1 protein-coding gene is annotated in these 478 nt (G+C 60.7%); it reads left to right on the top strand.

The features are described 5' to 3' along the window. Positions 1–478, top strand: a 478-nt coding sequence (gene fepB, locus CVN76_RS00265; protein ID WP_100530066.1) for a Fe2+-enterobactin ABC transporter substrate-binding protein, incomplete at both ends; no start/stop codon positions are given.

Here is a 478-nt window from a genome sequence, read left to right as displayed (position 1 = left end):
GGACTCACAAGGTTTCTTCCACCAATGGAGCGCTATCGCGGCACAGCGCGGCGTAAAGCGCCTGTACATTGGTGAACCCAACGCGGAAGCCATTGCCGGTGAAGCGCCCGATCTGATCATCATCTCCGCTACCGGCGCCGACTCCGCCGTGCGCCTGTACGATCAGCTGTCCGCCATTGCCCCGGTGCTGGTGGTCAATTACGACGACAAAAGCTGGCAGGCGCTGGCGATCGAGCTGGGCCGGGCCACCGGACACGAAGCCAGGGCGCAAAAAATCGTTGATGATTTCGATAGCCGCGAAAAGTCGCTTAAGCAACGCATGACGCTGCCGGAACAACCGACCTCCGCCCTGGTCTTCAGCGCCGACGGCAAATCAGCCAACCTGTGGACCGCCGAATCTTCCCAGGGGCAAATGCTCAAACAGCTGGGCTTCACCCTGGCGGTTCCGTCAGACAAGCTGAACAACAGCCGCAGCATG

The sequence above is a fragment of the Bacillus sp. mrc49 genome, assembly GCF_002803435.1.
The sequence above is the reverse complement of the archived record's forward strand: the minus strand, read 5'-3'. Positions and strand labels throughout refer to the sequence as shown.